Origin of the sequence: Peribacillus simplex (genome assembly GCF_001542915.1) — a bacterium.
Classification (GTDB): Bacteria; Bacillota; Bacilli; order Bacillales; family DSM-1321; genus Peribacillus; species Peribacillus simplex_B.
This window is the reverse complement of the sequence record NZ_LNNH01000051.1, coordinates 1-25,086: the sequence shown is the minus strand read 5'-3', so window position 1 is coordinate 25,086 and position 25,086 is coordinate 1. Positions and strand designations below refer to the sequence as shown.

The following is a 25,086-nucleotide window of genomic DNA, read 5'->3' as shown; positions in this document are numbered from 1 at the left end:
GGTTAAATGAGCTGTGGCCTGTTCCTATACAGGCCGCAGCTCACCAATACATATTGCATTAACCGCCATACATACATATTAACGGAAAAGTTTTTCAGCAGGGTCTTCATAAGAGCGGTTACATGAATCATCGTAAAAAAATCCTTAGATTAGGGATTCTTTCTTTTTTAGAAATTGACATAGAGAGAATATTCGCAATTGCGCCCATTTTTTATTTTGTTAGAAAATTTTGACGAAAGAGGGGGTTCTGAAGCTATGAAAAAAAGGCTGCACAAATGGCGCCTGTTTGCTCTGCTGGGTATTGTAGGGCTTGTCCTTTCGGGCTGCGGCGAACCATATCTATCCGCACTGAGGCCAGCTGGCGATGTTGCACAATCTCAGTTTGACTTACTGATATTGAGTACACTAATCATGGTATTGGTTATTATTGTAGTGATTGTTTTGTTCGTTGTAGTTTTACTGCGCTTCCGTCGGAAGAAAGGCGACGAAACAATACCGAAACAAATTGAAGGAAGTCATAAACTCGAAATCATCTGGACTGTCATTCCTATCCTTCTTTTAATTGTTCTGGCTGTACCAACCGTCGTCACGACCTTCGACCTGGCTGACACAAAGGCGATGGATAAGAAAGATAAGGATGGAAAAACGAAGGATGCGCTCGTGGTGAATGTTAGGGCTAACCTTTATTGGTGGGAGTTTGAATATCCAGACCTAGGCGTTGTAACAAGTCAGGATTTGGTTGTCCCAACCGATCAAAAAGTCTATTTCAATCTGACTGCTTCGGATGTCAAGCATTCATTCTGGATACCGGCCGCCGGCGGGAAAATGGATACGAATACGGATGGAGTCAATAAGTTTTACTTAGAATTCGATAGTAAAAAAGCAGAAGATTCGAATAATTTATTTTACGGGAAATGTGCTGAGCTTTGCGGTCCTTCCCACGCATTGATGGATTTCAAGGTTGTCCCGAAGTCAAAAAGCGACTTTGAAGCATGGGCAAAAGATATGAAATCCGTAAAGGAACCTGTCGTGGAAGGGGATGCAGCCAAGCAGGGAGAAGCTGTGTTCAACAAAAGCTGCATTGGTTGCCATGCAGTGACTCCAAATGATAGCAGACCTGAAGCTGCTCGTCAGGCACCTAATCTGGCTACGTTCGGTGAACGTCAAAAAATAGCGGGCGTTTTGGATCACACGGAAGCAAATGTGAAGAATTGGATCAAAGACCCTGAGAAGTATAAACCGGGCAACACGATGACCGGTACTTACGGTGAACTTTCAGATTCAGATATTGATGCGCTGGCAGCTTATCTATTACAGCTTAAGGTGGAAGAAAAATAGAAGTTTGATCAAGGAGGTTAAATCGTGAGTACGTACGCTAATAAAAAAGGATTTGGCGCTACGATTTGGGATTATTTGACGACGGTGGACCATAAGAAAATCGCCATATTATATCTTATCTCTGGCGGGCTATTCTTTGTAATCGGCGGTTTGGAAGCGATGTTTATCCGTATCCAGCTTGCAATCCCAAATAATGATTTCGTAAGTGCCGGTTTTTATAATGAAATTTTGACGATGCACGGTACTACCATGATATTTCTGGCGGCGATGCCATTGGTATTCGCTCTTATGAATGCGGTCGTACCGTTACAGATAGGGGCTCGTGATGTCGCGTTCCCATTTTTGAACTCGTTAGGCTTTTGGTTATTCTTCTTCGGAGGAGTCTTTTTGAACCTTTCCTGGTTTTTAGGAGGGGCGCCTGATGCAGGCTGGACGTCATATGCATCGCTATCCATGCACTCTGCGGGGCATGGCATTGATTTTTATGTCCTCGGGTTACAGTTATCGGGTTTTGGATCACTAATAGCGGGGATCAATTTCCTTGTTACCATCATTAACATGCGTACACCAGGTATGACCTATATGCGTATGCCGCTGTTTACGTGGTCAACTTTCGTCGTTTCTGCATTGATATTATTCGCTTTTCCTCCGCTTACAGTTGGATTGGTGCTAATGATGTTCGATCGGATGTTCGGCTCGAATTTCTTCGATGTCGCAGCAGGAGGAAATACCATCATTTGGGAGCATTTATTTTGGATATTCGGTCACCCTGAGGTATATATCCTGATCCTCCCTGCATTCGGGATTTTTTCGGAAATATTTGCCACGTTCTCCAGAAAAAGATTGTTCGGTTACTCTTCGATGGTATTTGCAACCGTTTTAATCGGCTTCCTTGGTTTCATGGTATGGGCCCACCATATGTTCACCACTGGTTTGGGACCTATCGCAAACGCGATCTTTGCTGTGGCTACCATGGCCATCGCGGTACCGACCGGTATCAAGATTTTCAACTGGATCTTTACGATGTGGGGCGGAAGTGTCAGGTTCACGGTACCGATGCTATATGCGGTTGCCTTTATTCCTACTTTCACAATGGGTGGCGTGACAGGTATCATGCTCGCATCAGCTCCAGCCGATTATCAATACCATGATAGCTATTTCGTTGTTGCCCATTTCCACTATGTCATTGTCGGTGGGGTAGTCTTGGGTTTACTGGCAGGAATCAATTTTTATTGGCCGAAAATGTTTGGAACGATGTTAAGTGAAAAATTGGGGCAAATCACATTTTGGACATTCTTGATCGGATTCCACTTAACATTCTTCATTCAACATTTCCTAGGTCTTATGGGTATGCCTCGTCGCGTATTTACGTTCTTGGACAATCAAGGCCTCAATACAGGCAATATGATCAGTACCGTCGGAGCCTTCTTGATGGCATTTGGTGTTTTGGTCATGGTCATCAATATCATCATCACCGCCGTGAAAAATGAAAAAGTTGGCAATGATCCTTGGGGAGATGGGCGGACGCTCGAGTGGGCGATTCCTTCACCGCCGCCGTTTTACAATTTCAAGCAACTGCCGCTTGTTCGCGGTTTAGATGCTTACTGGGTTGAAAAGATGGAAGGCAAAAAGGAAATGACACCTGCAGAACCTCTAGGGGATATCCATATGCCGAATTCGTCCTTTCTGCCGGTGACGATTGCATTCGGTTTATTTGTAGCCGCCTTCGGAGCTTTATATCATATGGATGACAAGTCTTGGACATTGCCGATTATCATTGTCGGACTTTTGATCACATTCGGTTCAATGTTGATCCGTTCCGTTAAAGATGATCATGGATACCATATTCATAAAGAAGACCTGATGGACGATTCTGACAAGGGAGGTAAGGCATAATGCACACAGATGAAAGATTCACGGATGCCACTTGGCCTGCCTCTCCCGAGAAAGCAACTCTCGAAGGGAAAAATAAGTATTTGGGATTCTGGTTGTTTCTCGGTGGAGAGACGGTGTTATTCGCCTCACTATTTGCAACTTACCTTGCCTTAAAGGATAAGGTACCGAATGGTGAAGCAGCCTTGGCAAAAGATTTGTTTGAATTGCCACTCACTTTTGTGGCGACGATGCTGCTATTGACCAGTTCGTTAACAAGTGTATATGCGATGTACCATATGAAAAACAACCATTTCAAACAAATGCAAGCCTGGCTTGTCATAACGATTGCGCTTGGTTTCGGCTTTCTAGGCCTTGAAATTTATGAATTTAATCACTATGTTCATGAGTTTCATCATACATTCACAAGTAGCGCATTCGGCTCGGCTTTCTATACGTTGGTCGGATTTCACGGGGGGCACGTTGCGTTTGGTCTGATGTGGTTCATAACCCTTATGGTGCGAAATGCAAGGAGGGGCCTTAATTTGTACAATGCCCCTAAATTTTATATTGCGAGTCTTTATTGGCATTTCATTGACGTGGTCTGGGTATTTATCTTTACAGTCGTATACTTAATGGGAATGGTGGGATAACTGATGGCGAATGAACAATCAAATTCAGCGAACCCGAATGTCGATTTAAAATATCGCCGAAAGAAAAACGCTGAAGAGATGAAACATCAAGTGATTACATTTGTATTAATGATTTTCTTTACAGTCATTGCCTTCATCGCAGTGGGAATGGAAGAGTTTTCACATTGGTTCATCAAACCGGTCATTTTACTGCTAGCGGTCATCCAAGTGGTGTTCCAATTGTATTATTTCATGCATATGAAGCACAAAGGTCATGGGACGATCTCTTTGTTTTTATTCTCTGGCCTGGCGGTCGGCTTAATTACGGTCCTCGTTTTCACAACGATCGTTTGGTTATAAACCTTAAAGGGAATCGGCTATTGCAAGATAGCCGGTTTTTCTTTTTGTGCCGATCATCAAGAATGAAAATCCAGGATTATCTATATTTGTTACTATGTTTCATTTTAGGTATAATGAAAGCAAGGAAAAAGTTGATGAACGAGGTGATATTTTGTCTATTGATATTTTTGGATTTCGTGCATTATGGAGTCCTTACTATTTTGCGGCCCTCGTACTTATAACCGTAGGCTATTTTTGGCTGATGACAAAGAAAAGGGGACGGTTTTCGGGCGGTACATCGCTTACCGGCAGGCAAATCACCTATTTTTTAGTGGCCATGATTCTTTTATATGCTGTGAAGGGGTCGCCGCTAGATTTGTTGAGCCATATCATGTTCAGCGCCCATATGTTCCAGATGGCTTTGCTCTATCTTGTGATTCCCCCTTTATTCATCATTGCAATCCCGGATTGGGTTTGGAGATCTTTCATAGATTCAAGGGGAGTGCATGGGTTTTTTCATTTTTTTACTAGGCCTCTATTTGCCCTTTTACTATTCAATGTTCTGTTCTCGTTATACCATATTCCATTAGTGTTCGATTTCATTAAAACGGGAATGTGGATACATGCGGGGTACACGGTGCTTTTGTTTGCGACTGCCATTCTGATGTGGTTCCCGCTTGTCAATCAATTAGCAGAACACGAGAGCCTCTCAGGTGTGAAAAAGGTGGCTTATATTTTCGGGAGTGGGATCTTAATGACCCCGGCTTGTGCATTGATCATTTTTGCTAACGCACCTTTGTATGATACGTTTACGAACGCGGAATCTTGGGCGAGCGCGATGGAGCTTTGCGTACCTGCATCAGCACTGTCCAACTTAACGCTCAGTGGTCCGGAAATGTTCAATGGATTGCCCTTGCTTGAGGATCAGCAGCTTGGCGGAGTTCTGATGAAGGTGATTCAGGAAATCGTGTTGGGCTATGTTTTAGGTGTCATTTTCTTTGCTTGGTTCAAAAAAGAGAATGGCGGGCAAAACGATATCGATCCGATCCCGGTGGATTTTCAGACGGTCAAATAGCTGCTTCATAAAGAACTTGTCTAAAGACAGACAAGTTTTTTATCTGTTTGCCGCCCCATCCCCATACGAATATAAAGAGATGAATAAAGATTCAGCCTAAATAGCCAGTGATTTGTCTTGGTTTTTCTGTAAAAGTGAGCATTCTGTTAATAATGCTTGATTTTATTGAATTTTATGATTGCCTCTTATAAAATGAAAGGTGATTAATAAATATAGAGAGGAATACAATTCTTATGTCTTTACCAATCCTTCCAACGATAAGTACAGCCTTCATTGTATTAAGTGCCATCACTGTTGCAATAGGCTGGTATCAAATTAAACAACGTAAAATCGAGACCCATAAAAAAACGATGATGGTAGCTGCCGTCTTTGCGGTGATCTTTTTCGCCATCTATCTCTCTAGAACGGTGTTCATCGGCAGTACGTCATTTGGCGGACCGGATGACATTAAAATTTACTATACGATCTTTTTGATCTTTCACATCACGCTTGCCACAACCGGAGCTGTCTTGGGAATCATCATGCTTACCACTGGATTTAAAGGGAATTTTGCCATTCATAAAAAAATTGGGCCTACGACAAGCATCATCTGGTTTTTCACCGGGATTACGGGAGTGGCCGTTTACATCCTGCTTTATGTCATTTATCATGGCGGAGAGACGACCTCTTTAATAAAGGCGATCCTAGGATTTTAAAATCATCAAAAAGCCTGGTGCAAAAAGCATCAGGCTTTCGTATTAAATTGCTCGAACCTCTTATTTGCAACGCGCTTTTGTTGAAGGCTATTACAGGCCGTTGAATTGTGTAAGTTCCTCTTTCACCTGTGCGAGGATTTTTTCACATTGTTTAACTAGAGATGCAGGGAAATCCTCACCTTCGCCATATTCTACTCCATGTGGATAATAGTGTTTTCCCAATAGCGGAACCATCAGTTTGATGACCGCCCTGTGGGCCCCGACATCGCCTTCTGTGGCATAGCCAAGTATTCGCAAGTAAAAGGTGCCTTCTTTCAATTCGAATTTACGATCGTAACTGACTCTTTCATAATCCCATTGTTCGGCACGAATCAACCCATATTGCGGCATTAGGTCATCTAATCGGTTTAGGTCGGCTGAGATATTTTCAATTTCAAAGCTTTCAAATTTCACGAGTAGTACCCCCTATGTTCAGTATTTAAGAATGAAAATGACATACCGGAAAATATTATGTACAAGAATATATTAAAAATCTCCAAGTATGTTTATAATATACCATTTTATCCTATATTTTATAATAGTACGAATTGCTGGAAGTTGCAATGAACTAAAACCACCGTATTTTAATCATTCGCAAAAGTATCGCTAGTGAATAAATTTATTGAAGCGGCAGTTTATCGTAAATTAGAAAATTATGATTGAACAATGATATAATCAGGTAAGGTAAGCAAGGCTTTTGCATTGGATACATAAAATAGATAGAGAGAGGGTGTGTTCCTCTGCGCAGATTAGGTAAGGTTTTCGTGTTGATCATTATTTTTTTCGTTATTGGTATTTATCTTAATATCGGCAATGAAGATGAAGGGAACCCTCTTATTGATGGTAATAAAGGTGTTAATCCCAATGAACATATAAATGAAAAGTCCAATTCCCCCGAAAAGGGAAGGGCGCCTAAAGCAACGGAAGGGTTGGCCGTGACAATCGGGAAAAATGCAAAAGAGATCGAAGAGGAGTTCGGTGAGCCAGATCGGATTGATCTGTCGGCCTACGGATATGAATGGTGGGTTTATAAAAAGGACTATAGCCACTACATTCAACTAGCCATTGAATCTGGAAAAGTGGTATCGGCTTACGGAATCGGTGAGAAGGTTAATGTCGCGCCATTCAAGATCGGGCAAACCCTTGATGGCATCTATTCCAGCTTATATGTAGAACCTACGGTCGATATTGAGGTTGACGATAGTTCCTATCGTTTTGAATTGTCTGAGGAAGATATGAATATGAGGCCGTTGATCAAACTTGGGAACATTCATGTTCAGCTGTATTTGGATAAATTCACAGGGACCGTATCAAGCATCCGATTTTTAAATGATTCCGCCCTTTTGAAGCAACAGCCCTATGAGTTGACCTATCATGGTAAACTTCCGAGCGCTGAGACTTTATCCGAAGAGGACTTGAAGAAGGTGGATGATGGGAATGAACAGCAAATTTTTGATATCACCAATATCATGCGCAGCAGGTTCGATTTGAAGCCTCTGGAATGGGAAGGTCCTACAGCGGAGGTTGCTTATCTTCATAGCAGGGAAATGACCGACTCGATTGAAGGAACACATGTTTCCGAAGCGAAAGGCGACTTGGAAAAACGGCTTGATGCTGGTCATGTTACATACAAGGCAGCAGGTGAGAATATTGCCGCTAAATATGTAGACGCAGCAGCGGTGATGGAAGGCTGGCTTAATAGCAAGGGTCATCGTGATACGATGCTGAGTGAGGAATTCACCGGTCTAGGGGTCGGCGTTTATAACAAATATTACACCCAGAATTTCATAAAAAAATAACAAAACGGATCCGCAATGGGTCCGTTTTTCATTTTCTGGCATCTTGCATTTTCAAGATGAAAAAATTTCCCGTGGATACAGCACACAGTTCCCCATCATCACGGTGGACCTTCCCCACGATGATGATCGTTTTGCTTCCGGTATGGATTAATTCGCATGTGCATGTCAATGAATCACCGATGGCTGGTTTAACATATCTGACCTGGATATCCGTAGTCACCGTTGCATGGCCTTTTGGAACGGTCGAGCTTGCCAGCGTCCCCATGGCCGTATCAATAAGAGTGGCTATCATGCCTCCATGGGTAATGTTCAATTCATTATGTACAAGAGGCGTGTTGGGCATGGTCATCGTAAGTCTCGTCCCGTCGGTGCATATATTCTTATTTAACTGGAGCAGGCTGGAAATATAGGAATATTTCCTTTGCTCCCTTCTTGCTTTTAGTCCGGAGATTAATCCGGATAAAATGGATAACTCTGTTGCATCCGCTGACTCTGCCAGCTTTTGAAATTCTCTGATCACATCACCTGAATCCATCATGGAATTCCCTCCTTCATTCCTTTACCTATATTATACTATAAAGAAAATGAATGACAGTAGAAAAGGGAGCGATGCACTTTTTATTTCCCTGTTGCATATGGTGAAATAGGCGATGTCTAAGTGTGAGGTGAGAGTAATGGCAAAAAAAAAGCGCCCCTCCGTGGATGGATTTAGGGAGTTTGTCAAGAAGCACCCTTATTTAGTGAATGAAGTGAGAAACAAGCAAGCAACATGGCAGGAACTTTTTGAGGAATGGTATTTACTCGGTGAGGATCATCCGCGCTGGCAGGCTGAAGTCGGCATGAATCAACCTGTTGTGAATGCAGGATCTCCAACACAGCCGGTGGAAAAGGAAGAAAGTACGGAGTTGATCGGTACGATAATGAGTGCAGTCAAAAATATGGATATGGGGCAGATTCAACAATATATTGTGAATGCCAACCAGGCGATCGGAGCCATCCAAGGAGTTCTATCTGCTTTTCAGGGAAATAAATCAGGGGGTGAATCGAGCCCTCCTGCAAAAGAAAAAGAGCAGAGAACCAACCCTTTTTTATTCACAAAAGATTAAGGAGGGATTTTGATGCGTCAAAATATATATGAATTCATTCAAACGAATGAAGATATGCGAAATTACTTGAGAGTTCAACCTGCTTGGTACAAAAGATTAATGCGTAATCCTCATGAAGTGGATGTTTTCGAAACTGAGGCTAAATATTATTTCGAGAAGTCGATTCCTCATCGTGTTTCTAAATTTTCCGAAAGCGTTCAGGTTGCCTCGATGATGCTTCATATGTTTCAAGCCATGAACGCTCCCGGTGAATGAAGAAAAAAAGAGTAATTTACTCCGTTTTGCTAACAATAAAGGCAAAAGGGGGACGATGGTATGAGAAAATTGATTGTCGGTCTAGCAGTGTTGATGGCAGTGGCGGGTTGTGGCAAGAAAATACCCGAACCTGAAAATGCAAAAATGGCTATACAGGATGTATCAACCCTAAAAGCTGCCACCACTGTATCAAGCATTCGAAATTCAGATGAGGATTTTCGGGTGAAAACGTTTGTAAAGGGCAACGCCGTTTATGTAGAGTGCTACTTGAAAAACTATGGTTTTTCAAACGAGAATGGTGAAAATGCGGCAACGGTGTCCGTATATATTGATAATGATAAAAAAGTCGATATGAAAACGGCAGCATTTATTGTAAAGGATGTCCCGAGTGGCAGGCATAAAATGAAGCTTGAGATATTGAATGGTTCTGGAAAGAAAACGGGACTGCAAAAAGAGTTTGAGGTACATATCACTTCTTCGCTCTAATTAAACCATTAGCATCTGTAAGGGAGTAATGGTAAAATGAAGGTGGAGGTGAGCTTGTTAATGCTTGCTACTATGGAAATCATCGACATTCTGCAACAGGCTGATGGATTAGCTGAAATGATCCTTCATTCTGAAATAGGAGAAGAATATCTCCTTAGTTTATATAAATTACAGAGCGACAAAGAGGCACAGCAAAAAATCTCGAAGTTCACTTCTTTGAAGGATCTATTCGAGGATGTCCAAAGGTTCGGTAAATATCATCCGGATTATAAACGCATCAACTTAGAAACGAGAGAGGCAAAACGGGATATGGATATGCACTCTACCGTTGCCGATTTCAAAAGGGCGGAGACCGAACTGCAATCCGTTCTTGATGAAATCAGCGGAAGGATCGGCCGCGCGGTTTCGGAGCAAGTCAAAACGCCTGCGGGCAATCCATTTTTTGTCTCTTCGGGTGGGTGTTCAACCGGAAGCTGTGGCACTGGAGGAAGCTGCGGGTGCTCTGCCTAACTAGTCGAACCTAAAGGTTTGCTGGTTGGCCGGCTTTGACGCAGTGCATTAAAGCCATCGGAATTCGCTAGTTTTCTCGGAGTCCGGTGGCTTTTCCATGTGCAGAACCTTAGGGAAGCGGTCAACTGCGAAAAAGGATACAATCCGGACAAAGATTTCCGCAGCAAAACATCTTTTTCTGCGGGACAAAAAAACGATGGCGGAATACATATACCTGCTCTTCCTGCCTGACGAAAATGGTTTCACAATGGAGCTGCTTGCCGCGCATCGAATGGCTCGCAGCCTTTTTTATGAGGAAAAAAAGCAACCCTTCATCCTTTTCCGGTGATTGGTAATGGATATATATAAAGGGGATGCCGGTGAACTTCTTTACCGACGCTTCGGTAATTTCATCATTAGCCAGAAGGTGAACGATAAATTGATGCCAAATTTGATCTAAATCCATTTTTTTTGAGCTCCCTTCCAGTAATTATATTCATAATAGTGAGAGAATTTCGTTTATAATCTTTTTCTTGGTTGAAAGTAAAGATTCTGCTATGCTACACTTAGTTAAAACCTTTATAAAAGGGAGTTATTGAGATATGCTTGGAGCGAGACAAGGAATCATCGTCTATTTACATACATTAAAACAAGCGAAAATGCTTAGGAAATTTGGAAATATCCATTATGTTTCGAAAAAACTGAAATATGTGGTCCTATATACGAATATGGATGAGGTGGAGCCCTTAGTGGAAAAGCTGAACAATTATTCGTTCGTAAAAAAAGTGGACCTCTCTTATAAGCCATTCTTGAAGGTGGAATACGAAAACTCCAAACCGGATAAGGCGAAGGAATATGATTATAAGATGGGGATTTGAAAAAAACTGACTCAAAAAGAGTCAGTTTTTTTTAGCCCAATGGAGGAAGGTATCTATTCATTCGCAAAATGCCGATTAAGTGCTGGTAGTAGAGCTCGGTTTCTGCAAAAAGCACCGAGGATTTCACATCGATTTCGATGATCGGTTTATCGAGCTCCTCAGCCAAGTTCTCAAAAAGCTCATAGCGTTTATTTTTGGTGATATGCGGATTCGGTATACCTTCACGGCAAATATAAAGCGGTTGGAATTTACCGGGATCCGTAGGCTGCATAACGATGACCATGGAGGTTACCTGTTTATCGTTTATGGTTGTATGCAGCGCCAAAAGCCTGATGACACGATGTTTTTGGTTGCGCCCTACCTCGAGCAATTCATATATATCAGAATGTCCTTGTCCAAGTTCAATAAAACGTTGAATCAATTAAACCTCTCCTAACTTGCTTATTATTCATTACTTTATCATTTTCCTCCTTAAAAGAGAAGGACAACTTATGTTGAATCATGACAAGAGATGATTGGTTTAATCGGTACATAAAAAAAGCCCTGCAAAAAATTTGCAGGGTCCTTCTATGTCTAACTATGGACCAGAAGGCAAAGGGAGAGGAGAAACCGGAGGAAGAACTTATGGGGAAACGTAAGCCTTCTCCGCGGTTGGCAACAACACCTAAAAAGGAATGTTGTTATTCTTATTATGACCAAAATTTGTTATCTTATTCAAAATGAATGAGATTTGTAAATTTGTCCTCCAGAGGAAACCAAAAGGGAAGCCCATCGCGCCATGAGGAATCGTATTAAATATTGGCTTGCTTTTTCGAATATGTTAGGATAGGAAAGTAACAGAAATTTGTCATAAAATGTGGTGAGAATGATGAGGGTCGTTTCCGGTATTTGTAAAGGAAGACCACTTAAGGCTGTACCGGGTACAGGAACCCGGCCGACTACGGATAAAGTGAAGGAATCCATCTTTAATATGATTGGACCTTATTTCGAAGGAGGTTTAGTCCTCGATTTGTTTGCAGGTAGCGGCGGCCTTGGAATTGAAGCGTTAAGCAGGGGCATGGATAAAGCCATATTTGTCGATCGCGACTTTAAAGCAAATCAAACGGTTAAATCCAATTTGGAGCTATGTAAGTTTACAGACCGTGCAGAAGTTTATAAAAATGATTCAGAGCGTGCTTTGAAAGCCTTGGTCAAGAGGGAAATGGCGTTTGAGTTAATTTTTCTTGATCCGCCGTATAAGAAACAAAAGCTAGTGGAAATTTTGGAAGAAATACATAAATACCGATTACTGAGCGATATGGGGTATATCGTTTGTGAACATGGACATGACGTTACGTTGCCGGAAAGTGTTGCCGGCTTTACCGTTAAGCGGAAAGAAGTGTATGGCGTCATTGCTGTTACGATATATCACTGGGGAAACGTACACGAACAGGGGGAACTATGAATGTCCAAAATAGCGATTTGTCCAGGGAGTTTTGATCCAATAACATTCGGTCATCTTGATATCATTCAAAGGGGAGCCAATGTTTTCGATGAGGTATATGTCGTCATCGTGAATAATTCAGCGAAGAATTCCCTTTTTTCAGTGGAAGAAAGGCTGGAATTGATTACGGAAGCTACGAAACATATGCCTAATGTTAAAGTGGATTTCTATCAAGGATTGACGGTCGACTATGCTGAAAGCGTTTCCGCCAACGCCATTATCAGGGGATTACGGGCGACTTCCGACTTTGAATACGAAATGCAGGGAACTTCCATGAACCGCTTCCTTAACAATAAAATTGAGTCATTCTTTATCATGACTAAAAATCAATATTCTTTCTTGAGTTCAAGTATCGTGAAAGAGGTCGCGAAATATGGAGGAGATATCTCCGAACTAGTTCCGCCTGTTGTCCAGGAAGCCCTTGCCAAAAAGTACGCACAACAGTAAAAACAGAAAAAAAGAGCATTGCCAGCCGCGCAATGCTCTTTTTTCTGTTTATGATAGTCCTTTGAATAACCTTTTCGTGAAAATGATGATATAAAGGACGAGAAAAAGCAGGGTAAGGATCGGACCGAAATCAATCATATATTGATATAGGGAGCTTGCCTGTTCCCCTGTATTGCTGACTGGGAAGGCATGCACCGGGCTGCCGCTATCCATATTGCCTCTATAGAATGGTACCCAAAGCAAGACGGTGATCATCGATGCCAAAAAACCATGTGCTACTCTGGCAAGGAAAAACGGCAAGAAACGAATGTCGGTCGATGCTATGATGCTGGCAACCTGTGCCTGTATGCTGAACCCGTTGAAAGCTAGGATGAAGCTTGTCATAACTGTCTGTTGGAAAAGACTCGCATTTCCGACGGCGCTGGTCAACTTTGAACCGAGCGTCATTTCAAACATTCCTGAAATGAACGGGAGGCTTAAGGAATCCGGAAAATGAACAATATGTAATACCCCTCCGACCCATGTTGCGAGCAGTACGGTAATATTCATGTGAAACAGAAGCTTGTTGACTACCGAAAAGAGAATGATGAAACCTCCGATCATTAATAAGGTTTGAATCGATGAGAGTACGGCGTCTCCGAGCAAACTGCCAAAGGGTCTTGTTTCCTTAATTCGTGTCCGGTGCATCTCGCTAAAGGCTTGTCTAATGGAGGGGAGCTTGGTCATGGATTTCGGATGGGATTTTTCCTCTTTCCGCCGGTAAAAACGCATGATGATGCCTACACAAAAATTCCCCAGGTAGTGGGAGAGTGCAAGGATGATCCCCAAATGAGGATTGTGGAAAAAGCCTACGGCAACGGCAACGAACAAAAACAAAGGATTGGATGAATTAGTGAAACAAACGAGTCTTTCAGCTTCAATGCGGGTCAATTGTTCCTCCTGGCGAAGCCTTACCGTGAATTTTGCACCAGCAGGGAACCCTGATGCAAGTCCCATGGCCCAGACGAACCCGCCCACTCCGGGTACACGGAATAAGGGCCGCATGAATGGTTCGAGCATGACACCGATAAACTTCACTACTCCAAAACTGATCAATAGCTCCGATAAAATCAAAAATGGTAAAAGGGAAGGGAAAACGATTTTCCACCACATATTCAGCCCGCCTGTGGAAGCTTCAAAGGATTCTTGGGGGAAGGTGATCAAGCCGACGGCCAGCATCGTGACGAAGGCGGCCAACAGTATTGTTTTCGATTTTGATTTAAGCAAAATTCAGCCTCCTTTTGAAGGTTACTAAATAGGGGCAGTCCATTTTGTATATAATAAAATATGAACTTTCTTTTCTAGAAAAGAAAAGTGCAGGATGCCATGTGATCTGCATGCACATGGCTACATGGGCAACATCGTACATTGTAAATTCAATGACCACATAAACCACACGGGACATGCATTCTCCGCCAAGCTTGTTTCACTGTCAATATAAATAATATGCTTCTATAAATCCGTTTAAGACCATAACTTTGAATGAGTTGTATTTTCAATATTTTTCAACAGGGGGGATATCTTTGTCGGAACCAAAGGTCGGGCTAGCTCTTGGATCGGGAGGAGCGAGGGGGTTTGCACATATTGGAGTGATAAAGGTATTGGAGCAAGAAGGAATTCCAATCGATATGATTGCCGGGAGCAGCATGGGGGCAATGGTGGCGGCCTTTTATGGAGCAGGTTCGGACATCGAACGCCTATATAAGCTGTCTCGTGCATTCAAACGAAAGTACTATTTGGATTTCACGATTCCTAAAATGGGCTTCATTTCTGGGAAACGAACAAAGGATCTGATCAGGGTATTTACATATGGAAAGAATTTTGAAGAACTCGATATTCCTGTGGCTGTTGTCGCTACTGATATAAAAACGGGAGATAAGGTCATTTTTCAAGAAGGTCCCATCGCCCCTGCAGTCAGGGCGAGCATTTCGATTCCCGGAATATTCATTCCCGAAAGAATTGGCAAGAGGCTGCTTGTCGATGGCGGGGTCGTTGACAGGGTTCCTGTTTCTGTCGTGAAGGAGATGGGGGCCGACATCATAATCGGAGTGGATGTCGCCCATGTGAAACAGGACATGGAGATAAACTCCATCTACGATGTAATCATGCAAAGCTTGGATATCCTGCAGATGGAGCTTGTTAAAAGCAGGGAATTTGCTTCAGATATCATGATACGTCCAAGGGTCGAGAAATACAGTTCTAAATCATTTACAAACGTACAGGAAATAATTAGTATTGGAGAAGAAGCAGCAAGAGGAAAGATCGATCAAATTAAACAAAGCATTGTTACTTGGAAGGAGTCCTTTGAAGATGAACCGTAAAATGTATGTACGCACTTTCCTGGTGGTTGCTATACTTCTCATAGCATCAGCACTTTATTCTTTACCTTTTTATGTATCCAAACCAGGGATGGCTAAGGAATTGGAGCCTATTATAGAGGTTTCAGGCGGGGATGAAGCGAAAGGGAGCTTTATGTTGACTACGGTAAGGATGGGCAGGGCGAATATTTATTCCTATTTGCTGGCGAAATGGAGCAAATATCAGGAGCTTTATCCGGAAACGTCGATCAGGAGCGCAGATGAAACGGATGAAGAATATAACATTAGGCAATTGCACTTAATGGATGGTTCTAAAAATAATGCCATTCAGATAGCATATGAAAAAGCTGGGAAAGAAGTAGATTATCAGTATTTAGGTGTGTATGTTTTGGACGTGCTTAAGGGAATGCCGGCTGCCAAGGAACTGAAAGCGGGCGACCAAATCATTCAGGTCGATAACCTTAAATTCAAATCTGCGCAAGAATTCATGGGCTACATTAACGGAAAGAAAGCCGGTGATAAGGTAGAATTGGTGTATAAGCGGGAAGAGACGGAGAAAAAAGCCGTATTATCCTTGGAGCCTTTTAAAGATGATCCGAACAGGGTTGGCATAGGCATTTCACTCGATGACAACCGAAAAGTGACAACAAAGCCGGCGATCGCCATCGATTCTGAACAAATAGGCGGTCCTTCTGCAGGATTGATGTTTTCCTTGGAAATTTATAATCAATTGACGGAAGGAGATCTTACGAAAGGTTACGATATAGCCGGTACAGGAACGATGTCGGATGATGGGACAGTCGGCCCGATTGGCGGAATCCAGCAAAAAATAGTGGCTGCCGATAAGTCTGGAGCGGAAATTTTCTTTGCCCCAAACGAAAACGGAGCAGACGGCTCGAATTATGAAGATGCACTTATAGCAGCGAAGGATATTGGTACGGAGATGAAAATTGTCCCGGTCGATAACTTTGATGATGCTTTAGCCTATTTAAACAAGTTAAAGGAAAAATGAAAAAAAGCGCAGGCAGGTTAACTGTTTGCGCTTTTTTGTTCAGGAAATCCCTTTTAATGGGCCATGCCGGAATCGTTCTTCATGTAAGGATGAGGGGAGCTTCGTATTCCCGTTTCATCAGGGCAGCTTGAGACGGACCGGATAAGCCAAGTGCGTATACCTGCGCTGCCCGGACATCCATTTCGATATCCTGCTTTTGATAGGCAGACAATTTGGATATGAGCGGTAGCGGCAAGTCCTTCTTGACGTTGTGCAAATATTCCCGTCCCTTGCCATTCATGCCAAGGAGCCTGAAATAGGTTGGGAGGTGAGTATGTGCCATATCCTCCTTTGAAGTATGGGTCAATATATGGACACACATACGTTGGAGCCGTGTCCATGTGTAGCGTTTTGTTTTCAGCCCCGTCATGAACTGTGAAAAGGTAGCGGCAGTTTGAGCCATCTGTTTGATCCGATGCTCTATCCCTTCCTCGATTTCATAAACCTCTGCCAATTCGCTTAAAGAAGAAGAGAGGATCCGATATTTCAACAAAGGCCAATACATTTCCCAATCATGCAAGGCGCGGTAGCTCGATAGGTAATGCTCAAGACCTGTTCTTGTCGGTCGGGGAACATAGTTTGAAACGGAATCCAAGCCTTTGCCCCCTTCTTCCTGGATGGCTTTGCGTATCCCTGTCGCGCTGGCAATGGAATCATTGGACAAATCAGTATCATGGTATCCGGCAGCAACTCGTCGGATCGTATAGGGGCGGATTGAAAAACCGTTAGTAAGGGCAGCACTTACATATTCCTTTCCAAGAATATTATTGGGCTTCGTCAAATCCAAGGCCCCCTCGTCCTTGACGATCGTTTGATAAGCTTTGGCCGCACTTGCTGGATAGCTGTTTCCGGCATCCATGGCCAGTTTGACGGCGGCATCGAAAGGAACCGATCGATCCGACATGACTTTATGCGCGGTGATGAAAGGTTCAATCCTGCCATCTTCGCTCCCGAAACAAAAAGAGTCGCAGCCAAGATACTCCAAAAGGGAGATGGAGCCTCTTGCGAAGATCTCCGCCTTCTGCGTTGCAAAAGCGTAAGGAAGCTCGAGGACCAGATCGATGCCTCCTTGCAGGGCCATGGCGGCACGGGTCCATTTGCTGACTAAAGCAGGCTCTCCCCGCTGTAAAAAGGGGCCGCTCATCACTGCCACCACGATATCTGCCCCGCTTTCTTCCCTGCTTTTTCTTGCATGTAAAACATGTCCATTGTGAAAAGGGTTATATTCGACTACTAAACCGCAAGCCTTCATTCGTTCACCTCAGAGAAAAACTTTGTATTTTTTCAACTTAGTGCTAAAATAGTATTTCAAGTTAAATTCTATAATGTTTCATCGTGATTTCTTGTTCGAAAAGAATCTCAAACTTTCGATAATCAGTTAGGATGACTACATTATAGTGTAAAGAAAAAATATTGACAAACTTATAATTGAAAGCTATAATTATTTTTGTTGCCTTGAGGTGATTTCATTTGAAATGGACGATTAGTCAACTTCAAAAAATTCGGGACAAAGATTTACGGTTTGATGAACTGGTGGATGTCTTAGACATTAGAGAAAGAGACCCGCAAATTCGCGATGTTTCTCCGATCAGAGTAGCAGGAAGAGCTGATATCAGCTCGACCGAGATTACTTTTCACTTGCATCTTTCAGGTGAATTGACATTACCTTGCTCCCGTACACTGGTAGACGTTAAATATCCGATTGATATTGATACAAAGGAAACCTTTCTATTAAAGGCAGATGGCACTGATTTCTACGGAGATGATGTCACTGTTGTAGAAGGCGATGTTGTAGACCTTATACCGGTAATTAAAGAAAATTTATTGCTAGAAATTCCGATGCAGGTTTTTTGTGAGGATGTCGATTCCAATGAAGCTGCTCCTCAATCCGGTAAAGACTGGGCCGTTATTTCTGAAGAGGAAAATGAGCATAAGGTTGATCCGCGATTTGCAAAGCTTGCCGACTTTTTTGACAACAATAAAGAATCTTGATTGGAACGGAAAATCGTTAATCCGATTTTTCCAGCTTTTTTATATTTTTTAAGGAGGTGGGAATAATGGCTGTACCTTTTAGAAGAACGTCGAAAACTGTAAAAAGAAAACGTCGTACACACTTCAAGCTTCAAGTACCTGGTATGGTAGAATGCCCAAGCTGTGGTGGAATGACTCTTTCACATCACGTTTGTAAAGAATGTGGAACATACAAAGGAAAAGAAGTTGTCGCAAAATAATTTCTTTTTCTACTTGAAAGCTTTGCTTTCTTGATGCAACACGCTAATCAAAGCGCAGAGATTTTCTCTGGGCTTTTTTTATAAGTTCATTTGGCGGAATATTCGGGAAACGCAACAACTTAAATGAAGAATATGGCGGAGGTGCTTACGTGAATCGGGTGATTAAGGTTGAAAAGGATTTGCGCGGTTTCATGAAGGTCATATTTAATAGACCGGAGAAAAGGAATGCCGTTAATTATCAACTTATGGACGAACTCGAATCGATATTGGCGGAAGCGGCCCGCGATGACGAGGTTAAAATGCTTGTCCTAACAGGGGCGGGTACCAAGGCCTTCTGCTCAGGCGGGGATTTGAGTGAGTTTCAAGATTTATATACCGAAGAAGAGGCCTTTACGATGTTATCGCGAATGGGTGAGATTCTGTATACACTAGCAGTTTTTCCAAAACCGACCCTGGCCTATATTAATGGCAGCGCTATTGGCGGTGGATGCGAAATAGCGACTGCCTGTGATTTCCGTTTAGCGAAAAGCGGAGTCAAGCTAGGATTTGTACAAGGGACGCTAGGGATCACTACGGGCTGGGGCGGCGCATCGATTTTACTTGAAAAAATACCAGGGCAAAAGGCGTTAAAGCTATTGATGGATGCAAGCATACATAAGGCGGAAGAGGCTCAAGGATTCGGTTTCGTAGATGAAATAGTCGGCGAGGAAGGATGGGAAGGTTTCGCGGAAAAATTACTCCGCCATGAGACAGGGGTATTGGCGGCTTATAAAAAGGTGCTGGTCAATAAGTGGCAGGCGAGTGGCCTTAAAGGGAGAATGGAGGCTGAAATCCATGAGTGTGCCAAACTTTGGGCAAGTGATGCACATCATGCTGCTGTCCGCCGTTTCTTAAGCATGAAAAAATAAAAAATTACTGCCTCTATATTTCTTCTATCTTTCCTAGCATGTGCATATTATGAATTAAAACTTGCTAAGGAGGTAGAGGGATGTCGATTGCGAGACAAGATGCATGGACCCATGATGAGGATTTGCTGTTGGCTGAAGTGGTGCTAAGGCATATAAGAGAGGGCAGTACACAATTGAAGGCCTTTGAAGAAGTGGGGAAGCAATTATCAAGAACATCGGCGGCTTGTGGGTTTCGGTGGAATTCTTTTGTAAGGAAGCAATATAAATCGGGGATCGAGCTGGCAAAGAGACAAAGGAAGGAACAGGCCGTCCTTGAGCCTGATGCGGAGCAGAATCCTGTTGCAGCAGTGGAACATAGCAAGTTTGAACAAGAGGAGTCCCAAGAGGAAGTACAAGATTCTATTACGCTTCAGAAGGTAATATTATATTTAACCAAAATGGATGAGTTCTTCCAGGTTGATAATAGGGAGAAGGAACGGATATCCGCGCACTCCCTACTTATTGAACAGGAAAATTGCCGTTTGCAGGAAGAGAATGCCCTGTTGAGAGAAAACTTGAATGCTGTGGAGGAAGATTATCGTGCACTGATGCAAATCATGGAGCGTGCCAGGAAGCTTAGTGTACAAGAGGATGAAAAAACGAACCCGAAAGTGAGTTTTCAGATGGATAAAAACGGTAATTTGGAAAGAGTCAACAAATAAAAAAGGCGGGTGGAAAAATCCGCCCGCATTTCGTTATTCTTCTGTATCTGTTTCTGTCTTCGTTTGGTTGTCGAATGGGCTCCAAATCAGCGGGTTTTCTCCGAGGTCCCGGTCCATGTCATAGGAAACGGCAGAAAAGCCCATCTTTTTCCAAAAATCTTGTGAGTGAACCCTTGGATTGGTTTTAATAGGCATGTTCAGGCTTTTGGCGAATTCGACCAAAGCTTTTCCATACCCTTTTTTCTGATAGTTAGGGAGGACTTCAAGTTTCCAAAGAACAAGGAAGTCCCTTGAATTGTCAAAATACTGATCAAATTTAGCGCTTCTTTTGTACAGGCTCATCCTGGCTACAAGTTTGTCGCCGTAAAAGATTCCATAAAAAGGTGATTGGCTGTCATTTTCGATGATGTTACCTTCCAAATCATCTAGCATTGACAGTTCCTGAATCCCGTATTCTTTGAATTTTTTGAATTCCTCAAGCGTTTTAAAATTTACAAGTAAACGTTCCACCTTGTATTCCATAAAAAAGCTCCCCCTTAATTCTGATAAACCTCTTCGATAGTGACCTTCGAAAGTCATCCCGCTGCCAGGTACCTTTCCGAAACCCGGCAAAAGGCTAAATCTAGCATGACATCGACCCATCCTGCTGACTTATGCTTATAGCCATTGCCAACCATCTCCGCCCCTAGCCTTCGATTGCTCGCCGCTTTTAGGTTGGAGGTATTTTCTATCCCTTAAAGAGTGAAGATTGGCTAAGCTTTTCGTATCTAATATACCATTAATTCAATGTTTAAAGAAGAAAATAAATCTCCGGCATCTCATTTATGGCACTTTTAATTGGAATGTTTTTCGAGTCGTGCGCATCGGATCTTCCTAACGCTGGGTCGCGGAATTTTTCAAAGGGGATGGTATGAAATTAGATGCAGGATAAAAAAGATTATGTGTTAAAATAGTAAATATATCTAGAAAAGTAAGGATTGGTAATATGCGCATTGGAATCATTGGAGGAGGGGCGATCGGCCTGATGTTTGCATCTCGTTTGAGCGGCAAACATCTTGTGACGCTCTATACTCGCACAGAACAGCAGGCCTCAATCATCAATCATGACGGGCTCCGGCTAATCGAAGAAGGTGAAAGCCGGTTACTGGACAGCGTCATGTCGAAAAGCTTGGACGAAGGGATAACCGATCACGACCTCCTTATTACGGCAGTTAAACAATACCACCTTCCACACATCCTTCCTGCGATCAATAGCCTTGATGTACCGTTGCTGTTCTTGCAGAATGGCTACGGGCATATTGCTCATTTAAGGAAGCTGAAATCTCCTGCCGTCTATGTGGGAGTCGTGGAGCATGGGGCCTTGAGACATGATGCGAATACAGTGGAGCATACCGGGCTTGGCCTTACCAGGATCGCTTCCTTTAAAGGGGAGCTGGATCGGCTCTCGTTAGTGAATGAGAAGATAGATGGTTTTCCTTTTATTAAGAGCGGGGACTATCGATCGATGCTCCTCGATAAACTTGTCGTCAATGCAGTGATCAATCCATTAACAGCGATCCTGCAAGTGAAAAATGGCAGCTTGATCACCAATGCTTTTTATTATCAATTGTTTCAGGAACTTTTTGATGAGATCTCCGGGATTTTGGAATTGGAGAATAAAGCAGAGTCATTTGAACATGTCAAATCCGTTTGCATGGCGACTGCAGGGAATCGATCGTCCATGCTCAAGGATTTGGAAAAGGGCAGCCAAACGGAAATTGATGCTATATTGGGTCATATACTTTCCATGGCAGAGGGTAAGGGGAAAACTGTTGGCCTGGCGTCTTCTCTATATAAGATGATCAAGGGGAAAGAGACTCAGGGGGGATGAGTGTGTGCCGAACGTTGTTTCTAGTCTAGTCGCGATATTCATTACATTGCCTTTTGTAGGGTATATACTTTTTTTTATAGGCGCCAAACAATTCACGGGAAACCATAGGCGCTCCGTTCAGTTCGCGATGGACATGAGTGCGCTGCTTTTCGTAATATCCGTCCATTATTTAATCATTGCCATTTGGGATAAGCATATCCTTTGGGTGATCATGCTGATCATGATCGTCAACGCATCCGTGGTGGTCATGGTCCATTACAAGGTGAAAGAGGAAATCATCTTCCATAAGGTGGTAAAGGGTTTTTGGAGAGTGAACTTCGCCTTCTTTTTCGTTGCGTACATTCTATTATTTTCCATCGGATTAATTACAAGTATTACAAAGATATTTACTACATAAAATAGAACACCACATCAATTTTCTGCTGCTGGGCAACTTCTTTTGTTTTCTTAAACCGGAATGTTATACTCTAAAAAGAATTGTAGTTGCAGAGAAAGGGAGAACAGAAATGGAGATGAAAGATCTCGCGTTACCATCTTTAAACCGTTTTGCATCGGACTATTTACAAAACCATCTTGAAGCGGAGGATTATTTTCATTATGACTTGTCCAAGCCGGCTATATATCGCGATAGATATAATGAATTGATGAACCGTGCTTTTTCCCGTCGTGAATTATCCGATTACATACAACGATACATGTCCCGTTTTTCGAGCAGTGAGGGAGTTAAAGGAAATATCGAAAGGTTGCGCAGGGATGATTCCGTTGTCGTGATCGGAGGACAGCAGGCTGGGTTGCTATCAGGTCCGCTTTATACCATCCATAAAGTGATTTCGATCATAAAACTTGCGGAAGAACAGGAGAAAGAACTTGGACGCCCTGTCATACCGGTTTTTTGGATAGCCGGGGAAGATCATGATTTGGCTGAGGTCAATCATGTGTATGTTATGAAAAACGGAAAGCCGCACAAAAAAACGTATCCTTCCTATCAGCCTTATAAAACGATGGTATCGGATGTGGAGCTTGAAACGGAAAAGGCAGAGAAGTGGTTCGAAGAAATCATCGAAACCTATGGAGAAACGGCCTTTACGAATAAACTCCTGATCAATATGAAAGAAACGATTAAGGAATCGAAAACCTTTGTCGACTTTTTTGCCCGCCTGATACATGAGTGGTTCCATGAATATGGTCTATTACTCGTGGATGCAGCAGATCCCGACTTAAGGCAAATCGAGAAGGGTCACTTTGTATCGATGATCCAAAAAAGTGAGCGGATCGCTGAAGTGGTCGAGGATCAACAAGCATTCATGCAGGCAAAAGGTTATCCGAAAATGATCGAAATGGATAGACACGCCGCGAATTTATTTTATTATGATCCAGAAAAGAAAGATCGATGTTTACTGGAGCGTGTAGAGGGCGGCTTCAGCGGTAAAACCGCGGAGGCATCGTTTTCGGAGGCGGAACTGCTGATGATAGCCCAGAATCATCCTGAACGGCTAAGCAACAATGTCATCACACGTCCGCTTATGCAGGAAATGCTATTTCCGGTATTGGCCTTCATTTCCGGTCCGGGGGAGATTGCCTATTGGGCCGAATTAAAACGTGCCTTTGAGTTATTTTCGATGAAAATGCCGCCAATCATCCCTAGGTTAAACATCACGATTGTAGAACGGGGTGTCCTAACCGATTTAGAAGAAATGGAACTTACTTTGGAAACTGTTTTGACTGAAGGAACCGCCAATGCTGTAAAACGGTACTTGGAAGCAGTGGAAGATGAGAAAACGGCTGATCTCTTCGGGAAACTGAAATCACAGCTTGAAGAGAATCATAAAAAACTCTCAGACCATGCTGTTTCTTTAGATAAAGGGATTGAGCCGATGCTGAACAAAAATATGGAATTCATCCAAAAGCAATTGGATTTCATATACGGGAAAATCGGTGACCGAACAAAGGAACGTCATGCGGTTACATTGAAAAAATATGAACGGATCGCCCATTCGCTTTATCCGCTGGAATCGCCTCAAGAGCGGATCTGGAATGCTTTTTATTACCTGAATCAATATGGAACGGAATTCATTAGCGATATCATGAAGCTGGATTACCAATTCAATAATCAGCATAAACTGATTTTCATTTAGAAAACGAGCCGTTTTGGGAATGGTGGCGGATTAAATTTCGTGCTTCATAGCGTTGCTGAATGCCAACCCCTGTCGGAGGTTAATAAGTGGAAAAAAGGGCGAATGCTATAGCCTGTCTAGGTTTGTAGTTTAAGGGGGTTCGGATTGAAAAATTCCGAACCCCCTTTTTTGTTCAGAGATTGGCTCTGCAAACCACTTTGGGTCAGCCATTTTCAGGTGCTTTCATGTAATTGCCCTTACAGTTTTGGAAGTGAAATTGGGCCTCGAACCCGCATGAAGTGGTCCAACACACTTGCTCTTCTTGCGAAAGAAACCTTCTTTTATTCGGGCGTGTGCATAGGGTAAGGAGGTGGGATTTCTTTGTTGAAAATAGTGTTCAATCACTTGTAAGTTGCCGATGCAAAAACGTTACGGTCTGCGGTCGCTTAGAATGAAAGGGTAAAAGTGCAACAAAGCGGTTTGGGACGGAAGGTGCGAGACTCCTGTTGCAAAGGTTACGTGATGCCCCCCCAGGCACCCGGACCGACCGTTGAAAACGAGTGCCTTTCATTAAAATCCTTCGAATGTTGCACACGTAAACTTCGCAGGTATTCATCGAGTTTGTCCACAGGATGAAAGACAGGTGCTAATCTTTCAGTTTGTAGACAAAAGGGGTTCGGAATTAAAAAATTCCGAACCCCTTTTGAAATTCCTTTGAAATTTTGATCAAAGGTTACGAGATTTGGGCTCTTCGAGCCACTATGTTAAGCCGTTTTAGGACCTTGCCATGTCCAAGTGGCCATCTTCTTTACATTCATGGTAGCGAAAGTAAGCATCGCCTGCATCGACAATTTTTTAAGTCCCCTTAAAGTAGTCCAACGCATACCATGCTTTTCTTTTGCATCTGCGAATACACGCTCA

31 protein-coding genes are annotated in these 25,086 nt (G+C 42.8%); 23 read left to right on the top strand and 8 right to left on the bottom strand.

All coding sequences use genetic code 11. The annotated features are described in order from the left end of the window. The first annotated feature begins 255 nt into the window (after positions 1-255). The 6 genes from coxB to AS888_RS21215 all read left to right on the top strand — a co-directional run bounded on the left by coxB (position 256) and on the right by AS888_RS21215 (position 5,951). Positions 256-1,338: a cytochrome c oxidase subunit II gene (gene coxB / locus AS888_RS21240; protein ID WP_061144083.1), complete on the top strand. Its 1,083-nt coding sequence runs from the start codon at positions 256-258 to the stop codon at positions 1,336-1,338. Positions 1,339-1,362: 24 nt separating this feature from the next. Beyond that, positions 1,363-3,234, top strand: a complete 1,872-nt coding sequence (gene ctaD / locus AS888_RS21235; protein ID WP_061144082.1) for a cytochrome c oxidase subunit I — start codon at positions 1,363-1,365, stop codon at positions 3,232-3,234. After that, positions 3,234-3,863, top strand: a complete 630-nt coding sequence (locus AS888_RS21230; protein ID WP_061144081.1) for a cytochrome (ubi)quinol oxidase subunit III — start codon at positions 3,234-3,236, stop codon at positions 3,861-3,863. Before ctaD ends, AS888_RS21230 begins: the two co-directional genes overlap by 1 nt. 3 nt (positions 3,864-3,866) lie before the next feature. Next, a complete protein-coding gene (gene ctaF, locus AS888_RS21225) occupies positions 3,867-4,202 on the top strand; it encodes a cytochrome c oxidase subunit IVB (protein WP_061144080.1) in 336 nt (111 codons plus the stop codon). Positions 4,203-4,353: 151 nt separating this feature from the next. Then, positions 4,354-5,256 carry a cytochrome c oxidase assembly factor CtaG gene (gene ctaG / locus AS888_RS21220; RefSeq protein ID WP_061144158.1) on the top strand — a complete coding sequence of 301 codons (903 nt, stop codon included), beginning with the start codon at positions 4,354-4,356 and terminating at the stop codon, positions 5,254-5,256. Positions 5,257-5,489: 233 nt separating this feature from the next. Beyond that, a complete protein-coding gene (locus AS888_RS21215) occupies positions 5,490-5,951 on the top strand; it encodes a DUF420 domain-containing protein (protein WP_061144079.1) in 462 nt (153 codons plus the stop codon). Between the two features lie 90 nt (positions 5,952-6,041). Here the strand turns inward: AS888_RS21215 and AS888_RS21210 are convergent, their stop codons facing one another. Then, positions 6,042-6,404 (bottom strand): YugN family protein, encoded by a 363-nt coding sequence (locus AS888_RS21210; RefSeq protein WP_061144078.1) that lies wholly within the window; start codon positions 6,402-6,404, stop codon positions 6,042-6,044. 350 nt (positions 6,405-6,754) lie between these two features. Between AS888_RS21210 and AS888_RS21205 the strand changes: the two genes are divergently transcribed. Further along, positions 6,755-7,789 (top strand): CAP domain-containing protein, encoded by a 1,035-nt coding sequence (locus tag AS888_RS21205; protein ID WP_260320326.1) that lies wholly within the window; start codon positions 6,755-6,757, stop codon positions 7,787-7,789. 28 nt (positions 7,790-7,817) lie between these two features. On the opposite strand, the gene AS888_RS21200 is transcribed toward AS888_RS21205, so the two are convergent. Next, the gene (locus AS888_RS21200) at positions 7,818-8,327 is read right to left on the bottom strand and encodes a PaaI family thioesterase (protein WP_061144077.1); all 510 of its coding nucleotides are present in this window, start codon (positions 8,325-8,327) and stop codon (positions 7,818-7,820) included. 136 nt (positions 8,328-8,463) lie between these two features. Between AS888_RS21200 and AS888_RS21195 the strand changes: the two genes are divergently transcribed. From AS888_RS21195 to AS888_RS21180, 4 genes are read left to right on the top strand one after another with little or no spacing between them, the layout of a single operon-like run. Then, positions 8,464-8,895 (top strand): YlbD family protein, encoded by a 432-nt coding sequence (locus AS888_RS21195; protein WP_061144076.1) that lies wholly within the window; start codon positions 8,464-8,466, stop codon positions 8,893-8,895. A gap of 12 nt (positions 8,896-8,907) precedes the next feature. Continuing rightward, on the top strand, positions 8,908-9,150 hold the full coding sequence (locus tag AS888_RS21190) for a YlbE-like family protein (RefSeq protein ID WP_061144075.1): 243 nt from the start codon (positions 8,908-8,910) through the stop codon (positions 9,148-9,150). A gap of 60 nt (positions 9,151-9,210) precedes the next feature. Beyond that, a complete protein-coding gene (locus AS888_RS21185; protein WP_061144074.1) occupies positions 9,211-9,636 on the top strand; it encodes a hypothetical protein in 426 nt (141 codons plus the stop codon). A gap of 60 nt (positions 9,637-9,696) precedes the next feature. Beyond that, on the top strand, positions 9,697-10,146 hold the full coding sequence (locus AS888_RS21180; RefSeq protein ID WP_061144156.1) for a YlbF/YmcA family competence regulator: 450 nt from the start codon (positions 9,697-9,699) through the stop codon (positions 10,144-10,146). Positions 10,147-10,267: 121 nt separating this feature from the next. Here AS888_RS21180 and AS888_RS21175 read toward each other — a convergent pair whose 3' ends face one another. Further along, positions 10,268-10,591 (bottom strand): hypothetical protein, encoded by a 324-nt coding sequence (locus tag AS888_RS21175; RefSeq protein ID WP_061144073.1) that lies wholly within the window; start codon positions 10,589-10,591, stop codon positions 10,268-10,270. A gap of 136 nt (positions 10,592-10,727) precedes the next feature. On the opposite strand from AS888_RS21175, the gene AS888_RS21170 reads away from it, so the two are divergent. Next, positions 10,728-11,003, top strand: coding sequence for a YlbG family protein (locus AS888_RS21170; protein ID WP_034313951.1), 276 nt, complete (start codon positions 10,728-10,730; stop codon positions 11,001-11,003). Between the two features lie 31 nt (positions 11,004-11,034). Here the strand turns inward: AS888_RS21170 and AS888_RS21165 are convergent, their stop codons facing one another. Further along, positions 11,035-11,424: a DUF7147 family protein gene (locus AS888_RS21165; protein WP_061144072.1), complete on the bottom strand. Its 390-nt coding sequence runs from the start codon at positions 11,422-11,424 to the stop codon at positions 11,035-11,037. 447 nt (positions 11,425-11,871) lie between these two features. Between AS888_RS21165 and rsmD the strand changes: the two genes are divergently transcribed. Together rsmD and coaD are read left to right on the top strand one after the other, a co-directional pair. Then, complete coding sequence (rsmD, locus tag AS888_RS21155; RefSeq protein WP_061144070.1) at positions 11,872-12,447, top strand: 16S rRNA (guanine(966)-N(2))-methyltransferase RsmD; 576 nt, start codon at positions 11,872-11,874, stop codon at positions 12,445-12,447. Further along, entirely contained in the window at positions 12,448-12,933 is a 486-nt protein-coding gene (gene coaD / locus AS888_RS21150; protein WP_061144069.1) for a pantetheine-phosphate adenylyltransferase, read from the top strand. A 48-nt stretch (positions 12,934-12,981) separates the two neighbouring features. On the opposite strand, the gene ylbJ is transcribed toward coaD, so the two are convergent. Next, positions 12,982-14,199: a sporulation integral membrane protein YlbJ gene (gene ylbJ / locus AS888_RS21145; protein WP_061144068.1), complete on the bottom strand. Its 1,218-nt coding sequence runs from the start codon at positions 14,197-14,199 to the stop codon at positions 12,982-12,984. A gap of 296 nt (positions 14,200-14,495) precedes the next feature. On the opposite strand from ylbJ, the gene AS888_RS21140 reads away from it, so the two are divergent. After that, positions 14,496-15,293, top strand: coding sequence for a patatin-like phospholipase family protein (locus AS888_RS21140; protein ID WP_061144067.1), 798 nt, complete (start codon positions 14,496-14,498; stop codon positions 15,291-15,293). Continuing rightward, the gene (locus AS888_RS21135; protein ID WP_061144066.1) at positions 15,283-16,302 is read left to right on the top strand and encodes a SepM family pheromone-processing serine protease; all 1,020 of its coding nucleotides are present in this window, start codon (positions 15,283-15,285) and stop codon (positions 16,300-16,302) included. The genes AS888_RS21140 and AS888_RS21135 overlap by 11 nt, the downstream gene beginning before the upstream one ends. A gap of 79 nt (positions 16,303-16,381) precedes the next feature. Here AS888_RS21135 and AS888_RS21130 read toward each other — a convergent pair whose 3' ends face one another. Further along, positions 16,382-17,593, bottom strand: a complete 1,212-nt coding sequence (locus AS888_RS21130; protein ID WP_061144065.1) for a nucleotidyltransferase — start codon at positions 17,591-17,593, stop codon at positions 16,382-16,384. A 218-nt stretch (positions 17,594-17,811) separates the two neighbouring features. Here AS888_RS21130 and AS888_RS21125 point away from each other — a divergent pair, with 218 nt between their 5' ends. The 4 genes from AS888_RS21125 to AS888_RS21110 all read left to right on the top strand — a co-directional run bounded on the left by AS888_RS21125 (position 17,812) and on the right by AS888_RS21110 (position 20,181). Beyond that, positions 17,812-18,333 carry a YceD family protein gene (locus AS888_RS21125; protein ID WP_048684570.1) on the top strand — a complete coding sequence of 174 codons (522 nt, stop codon included), beginning with the start codon at positions 17,812-17,814 and terminating at the stop codon, positions 18,331-18,333. A 65-nt stretch (positions 18,334-18,398) separates the two neighbouring features. After that, positions 18,399-18,572, top strand: coding sequence for a 50S ribosomal protein L32 (gene rpmF / locus AS888_RS21120; RefSeq protein ID WP_034313929.1), 174 nt, complete (start codon positions 18,399-18,401; stop codon positions 18,570-18,572). A 149-nt stretch (positions 18,573-18,721) separates the two neighbouring features. Next, positions 18,722-19,480 carry an enoyl-CoA hydratase/isomerase family protein gene (locus AS888_RS21115; RefSeq protein ID WP_061144064.1) on the top strand — a complete coding sequence of 253 codons (759 nt, stop codon included), beginning with the start codon at positions 18,722-18,724 and terminating at the stop codon, positions 19,478-19,480. A gap of 80 nt (positions 19,481-19,560) precedes the next feature. Next, a complete protein-coding gene (locus tag AS888_RS21110; RefSeq protein WP_061144063.1) occupies positions 19,561-20,181 on the top strand; it encodes an RsfA family transcriptional regulator in 621 nt (206 codons plus the stop codon). A 33-nt stretch (positions 20,182-20,214) separates the two neighbouring features. Here AS888_RS21110 and AS888_RS21105 read toward each other — a convergent pair whose 3' ends face one another. Continuing rightward, positions 20,215-20,703, bottom strand: a complete 489-nt coding sequence (locus AS888_RS21105; protein WP_061144062.1) for an N-acetyltransferase — start codon at positions 20,701-20,703, stop codon at positions 20,215-20,217. Between the two features lie 463 nt (positions 20,704-21,166). Between AS888_RS21105 and AS888_RS21100 the strand changes: the two genes are divergently transcribed. From AS888_RS21100 to bshC, 3 genes are all read left to right on the top strand, one after another. Further along, the gene (locus AS888_RS21100) at positions 21,167-22,051 is read left to right on the top strand and encodes a 2-dehydropantoate 2-reductase (RefSeq protein ID WP_061144061.1); all 885 of its coding nucleotides are present in this window, start codon (positions 21,167-21,169) and stop codon (positions 22,049-22,051) included. Positions 22,052-22,055: 4 nt separating this feature from the next. Continuing rightward, positions 22,056-22,448: a DUF3397 domain-containing protein gene (locus AS888_RS21095; RefSeq protein ID WP_061144060.1), complete on the top strand. Its 393-nt coding sequence runs from the start codon at positions 22,056-22,058 to the stop codon at positions 22,446-22,448. 109 nt (positions 22,449-22,557) lie between these two features. Next, complete coding sequence (bshC, locus tag AS888_RS21090) at positions 22,558-24,186, top strand: bacillithiol biosynthesis cysteine-adding enzyme BshC (protein ID WP_061144059.1); 1,629 nt, start codon at positions 22,558-22,560, stop codon at positions 24,184-24,186. A 743-nt stretch (positions 24,187-24,929) separates the two neighbouring features. On the opposite strand, the gene AS888_RS25315 is transcribed toward bshC, so the two are convergent. After that, a partial coding sequence (locus AS888_RS25315) for a transposase (RefSeq protein WP_081092552.1) occupies positions 24,930-25,086 on the bottom strand: 157 nt, incomplete at its 5' end.